The sequence below is a fragment of the Nitrospirota bacterium genome (genome assembly GCA_020846775.1).
Lineage (GTDB): Bacteria > Nitrospirota > 9FT-COMBO-42-15 > HDB-SIOI813 > HDB-SIOI813 > RBG-16-43-11.
Genome location: JADLDG010000129.1, coordinates 1 through 4,165, shown reverse-complemented (window position 1 = coordinate 4,165; position 4,165 = coordinate 1). Strand labels below are relative to the sequence as shown.

Genomic DNA, 4,165 nt, shown 5'->3' with positions numbered 1-4,165 from the left:
CTCATTGATAGACTTCTTGAAGAATTAAATCTTGGATCATCTGATCTCGCAGATCCTGAGACTGCCCTTAAACTTGGCAAAATACTGGCGGCCAGATTGATCGGAACGGGCTCCATTTTTTATTTGCCCGATTCAACGATGTTAAGCATGAGGCTTATAGATACCGAAACATCGGCCATCGCGCAGGTGACTACCAAAAAGTTTGAAGACCCTGTATCAGTTGAAAAAGAACTATTTCAGCTCAACAGGGAAATACTTAAAACCATCATATTAAAGTACCCCCTGCGAGGTTATATAGTAAAAGACTCAGGTGATCAATATATTGTAAATCTTGGTTCAAATCAGGGTGTGGTACCTGGTATAAGGTTTGAAGTTATAGAAGATCAGGAACCGGTGAAATATAAGGGGAAGACCCTCAAGGCATCGCCAAGATCGGTGGCTGAAGTTGAGGTTGTCAGCGTAGAGCCTGACATGTGCTTTGTACGTGTGCTTAACCAGGTAAGGAATCTGAAGGCTGATGATAAGGTACAGGAACGGATAATAGAAACTGCCATGTTAAAGTAAGCAGAGGTATCATGACGAAAATTCCATTCAAACTATTACATCCCCCTTTTTTTAAAGGGGTGTTGTATTGCCTGTTTTTAATCATCCCTCTGATGCTGATTTCATGTGTCTCTTCCATAAGAGAATCCAGCGAAGTTACAGTTGCCGTGTGGGACCTGGAGGATTTGAGCCCTTCCACATCAATGCGGCCCGACCTGGGGGAACTTCTCTCAGGCCGGATTATTGAAACGCTGTCTAACAGGGAATATACCGTAATAGAGAGAGCGCGCCTGCTTCATGCCCTCAAGGAGTTGAACCTTGGAACGACCTCGCTCGTTGATGAGGCAACCCGTTTAAAACTGGGGAAGTTGATGGGGGCCAGATATATGGTTTTCGGTGGTTATCTTATTATCGGAGGCCAGATGCGTCTTGACCTTCGTATGGTTGAGGTGGAGACAGGGAAGGTGGTGAGGGCCGTTCAAAAAACTACAGCAGCTGGAGATCTGTCGGGCTGGATTGATGCTGCCCAGAAGGCTGCTGAGGGGTTGTGATGATTTTGTTATAGACAACAATTTCATGGGCCGCGTTCTATCGCTCAATTGGCATGAGCTTAATGCCTTGAATAAGGATAACGATCAATGGGTCTGACAGATTCAGGAAAAAAGTAATAACTCGGCAGAATGCAAGTAAATAATGGGCGCGACCGAAATGAAACATGTCGCCCTTCAACCGGGCGACTCATTGATAATTGTAGATGTGCAGAACGATTTTCTTCCCGGAGGCAGCCTGGCGGTGCCTCATGGAGATGCAGTGGTGCCGGTGCTGAACCGCTATATCACGGCATTCACGGCTCGCGCATTGCCTGTCTACGTCACGCGCGACTGGCATCCGGTGAATCACTGTTCGTTCAAGGCCCAGGGAGGGCCCTGGCCGCCGCATTGCATCGCTGAAACCAGCGGCGCGCAGTTCGCCGGCAACCTGAAATATCCCACAGGCACTATCGTCATTTCCAAGGCAACCGCCCCGGACAAGGACGCCTATTCCGGCTTTGATGGGACCGATCTCGACGCACGCCTGTGTGAGCAAACAATCAAGCGCTTGTTCGTCGGCGGACTTGCCACAGATTATTGCGTGCTGAACACGGTGCGCGATGCGCGCCGTCTTGGCTACGAGGTGTACCTGCTCGCCGATGCCATCCGCGCCGTCAACGTGAAGCCGGATGACGGCCGCCAAGCCGAGGAGGAGATGGATCGGCTCGGCGCGAAACCTGTTACCCTGGATGTTCTCGATACATGATAGATTCCGTCAAAAGCCCTCTGCTTACCGACCTGTATCAGCTCTCCATGCTGCAGGCATACTTCGCGACAGAGATGAATGATATCGCGGTCTTCGAATTTTTTGTGCGGGGGTTGCCTAAGAACCGCGGTTTCCTGATGGCGGCCGGGCTCGAGCAGGTATTGAAATTCCTCGAAAACCTGCATTTCACCGGGGAAGAACTCGACTGGGTCCGCCGCAGCGGGCTTTTCAGCGGGGATCTTCCCGATCAGCTTGCCAGGCTGCGTTTTACCGGCGATGTGCATGCCATGCCGGAAGGGACGTTGTTTTTTGCTGATGAACCGATTCTGCGCGTGACGGCACCGATCCCGCAGGCACAGCTCGTCGAGAGCCGGATTATCAATTTGCTGCATTTCCAGACGCTGGTGGCCTCGAAAGCCGCGCGCGTGGTACTGACCACTCCCGGCAAACTGCTGGTGGACTTCGGCATGCGGCGCGCCCATGGCGCCGAAGCGGCGTTGTTCGCGGCACGGGCAAGTTATCTCGCCGGGTTCCAGGGCACTTCCAATGTACTCGCCGGCTCCGAGTTCAATATACCGGTGTTTGGCACTATGGCGCATTCCTTTGTCCAGGCGCACGACAATGAAGAACTTGCCTTCGAGCATTTTGCCCGAGCCCTGCCGGAAAACGTGACGCTACTCATCGACACTTACGACACCGAAGCTGCGGCGCGTAAGGTAACAGAACTGGCGCCGCGCCTGAAAAAATCGGGCATTACCGTCAAGGCGGTGCGTATTGACAGCGGCGACCTCGCACTTCACGCACATAAAGTGCGCCGAATTCTGGACGAGGCTGGACTCCCGGAAATTGGCATTTTTTCGAGTGGCAGCCTCGATGAATTCGCGTTGCGGAACTTATTATCGCAAGGCTCACCGATTGACGGTTTCGGCGTCGGCACGGCCATGGATACCTCGGCTGATGCACCGTTTTTAGACTGCGCCTACAAGCTGCAGGAATACGCCGGGCGCGCGCGGCGCAAGCGTTCCGAAGGCAAGGCCACCTGGCCGGGACGCAAGCAGGTTTATCGCACGTATGATGCGAACTGCATAATGACCGGCGATGTGCTTTCGCTGGAAAACGACTCGCTGCCTGGTGAAATGCTGATCCGGCCGGTGATGAAAAACGGAACGCGAGTGCACGAGCCGGAGGCACTCGAGCAGATTCGGCGGCGTGCCGCAGATGAACTCCGGCGCCTGCCTCCCCACCTGCGTCAGCTCAAGGAGGCGCCACCCTACCCGGTTACCATTGCACAGCCGCTGCGTGAGCTGGCGATGGCGGTAGACAGGTTGCACTGACTTTATGACCAATAGTCCCTCAGTCATTCGACATCTCCTCTGACTTTGCTGGAAAAGGTCACCGCCCTCATAGAGAGTGTTATGACATCTGGGCTGTCCCCTGCTTAAAACCGGGTGGTCATGTTGACTTCCAAAGACCTGCCATTGTAATCCCTTTACCAGGGACAGAATATATTACAATATTAGCCGGGTATTTTAATTTCTATTGACAGCCCTCTCTGACCTTTATATTATTATTCGCCTTCAGAGTACCGATGAGGTCTCCTGACGCCTGATTTTGATCGTGCCGGATAAAGTGGTCACCTTAATGAAATGCGGCAGCGTTATTTCCGAATTAAAGCGGGATGTTTATGTGAATGTTCATGCAATGAAAATCTTCTCTTAAGGAGGTGAATAATATAGGATAAAATGAATTTCTCGTGCATTAATATTATGTTTATTTAGATCAATTTGAACAGGAGGCAGGGTCATGAAAAAACTTATTGTATTTGTTATTATTATTATCTCAGGGCTTTTTGTGGCAGGAACAGGTTTTGCCCAGTCTGGCGGGCAGGTCTTCTATAAATATGGGACAGCAAATTTGAAGGATGACAGAGGCGGACAGGCATTCACAGACACCTACGGACTTATGGGGAAAAATGATGATGACAGCGGTAAAGTCATTGGTGCCGGACTGGACATACCGCTGGCAAAGTTGTTTGGCAACACCCTGCTCGGTGAGTTCATGGTGGAGTATGCCAGCTTCTCGGATAAGAATGTCCTTCAAACATCAAGTGTCCTTCGAGAGGAGGCATTGGAGGATGACGGACCGGGCGGAACAGTTGGCTATGCGACCTCCACGGTCAACGTCTCGGAACTGAATGTTGTGTTTGCCCCTAAGTATCGCTTTGAGTTCGGAAAGCTCAGGCCATGGATCATCCCTGCAGGTCTCGCCTTCATGGTGAATTCTCCGGCATCCAATGACACTTCATATCTTGATACAGGGTTTCACT

At 51.4% G+C, this 4,165-nt stretch carries 5 protein-coding genes; all 5 read left to right on the top strand.

Translation table 11 applies throughout. The annotated features are described in order from the left end of the window. Positions 1–564 (top strand): hypothetical protein (locus tag IT392_13615; protein MCC6545509.1); only part of this gene is annotated, 564 nt, incomplete at its 5' end. A gap of 11 nt (positions 565–575) precedes the next feature. Next, the gene (locus IT392_13610) at positions 576–1,094 is read left to right on the top strand and encodes a hypothetical protein (protein MCC6545508.1); all 519 of its coding nucleotides are present in this window, start codon (positions 576–578) and stop codon (positions 1,092–1,094) included. 157 nt (positions 1,095–1,251) lie between these two features. Then, the gene (locus tag IT392_13605) at positions 1,252–1,839 is read left to right on the top strand and encodes an isochorismatase family protein (GenBank protein MCC6545507.1); all 588 of its coding nucleotides are present in this window, start codon (positions 1,252–1,254) and stop codon (positions 1,837–1,839) included. Then, positions 1,836–3,173, top strand: a complete 1,338-nt coding sequence (locus IT392_13600; protein MCC6545506.1) for a nicotinate phosphoribosyltransferase — start codon at positions 1,836–1,838, stop codon at positions 3,171–3,173. The genes IT392_13605 and IT392_13600 overlap by 4 nt, the downstream gene beginning before the upstream one ends. 469 nt (positions 3,174–3,642) lie before the next feature. Beyond that, on the top strand, positions 3,643–4,165 hold a 523-nt coding region (locus IT392_13595; protein ID MCC6545505.1), incomplete at its 3' end, for a hypothetical protein.

Bases quoted from the DNA above. Each gene is read 5' to 3' on its own strand.
- IT392_13605 (MCC6545507.1), top strand. From the start codon at position 1,252: ATGAAACATGTCGCCCTTCAACCGGGCGACTCATTGATAATTGTAGAT.
- IT392_13600 (MCC6545506.1), top strand. From the start codon at position 1,836: ATGATAGATTCCGTCAAAAGCCCTCTGCTTACCGACCTGTATCAGCTC.
- IT392_13610 (MCC6545508.1), top strand. From the start codon at position 576: ATGACGAAAATTCCATTCAAACTATTACATCCCCCTTTTTTTAAAGGG.